The organism is Pseudomonas sp. BAV 4579 (assembly GCF_009765395.1).
Taxonomy (GTDB): domain Bacteria; phylum Pseudomonadota; class Gammaproteobacteria; order Pseudomonadales; family Pseudomonadaceae; genus Chryseomonas; species Chryseomonas aestiva.
Genome location: NZ_WHOV01000299.1, coordinates 1 through 661, shown reverse-complemented (window position 1 = coordinate 661; position 661 = coordinate 1). Strand labels below are relative to the sequence as shown.

Annotated in this window: 1 protein-coding gene; it reads left to right on the top strand. The window is 70.0% G+C overall.

All coding sequences use genetic code 11. The features are described from left to right. Positions 1–117 precede the first annotated feature (117 nt). Positions 118–661, top strand: a 544-nt coding sequence (locus tag GSQ95_RS26065) for a LacI family DNA-binding transcriptional regulator (protein WP_158974032.1), incomplete at its 3' end; no start/stop codon positions are given.

Sequence of the window (661 nt, the reverse complement as noted above, 5' to 3'; positions counted from 1 at the left end):
TCTGGCGCCGGGCCCGGGCCCGGCGCCAGAGCAGAAGCTTCATCTCGCTGTCATCGTCCCGACATCTGCCGCCGGCATTGTCTGCCGCTAATGAGATCGATCTCAAACGAGGCCGGCATGACCGATCTGAAACAGGTAGCGCAACAGGCGGGGGTCTCCCGGGCCACGGCGGCGCGGGCCTTCGCCACGCCCGAGCAGGTGCGCGAGAGTACCCGGCAGCGGGTGCTGGACGCCGCGCGCAGTCTCAATTTCCGCCCCAATCTGCTGGGCCGCCAGCTGCGTCAGCAGAGCACCCGGCTGATCGGCGTGGTGGTGCCCAGCCTGCTCAACCCGGTGTTCGCCGAACAGCTGCACGCCATGGAACGCACCGCGCGCAGCCAGGGCTACTCGCTGGTGATCGCTACCACCGACTACCAGCCCGAGCGCGAGGCGGCGGTGGTGGAGGAACTGCTGCGCCAGCGCGTCGCCGGCCTGGTACTGACGGTGGCCGACGCCGACCGCAGCGCGGTGCTGGCCGAGCTGAGCCAGGAGCGGACGCCCTTCATCCTGGCCTATCACGAACCCCAGCGTCCCTATGCGGCGGTGGCGGTGGACAACCGCCAGGGCATGGCCATGGCCACCGAGCACCTGCTCGGCCTGGGGCACCGCCGTATCGCACTGG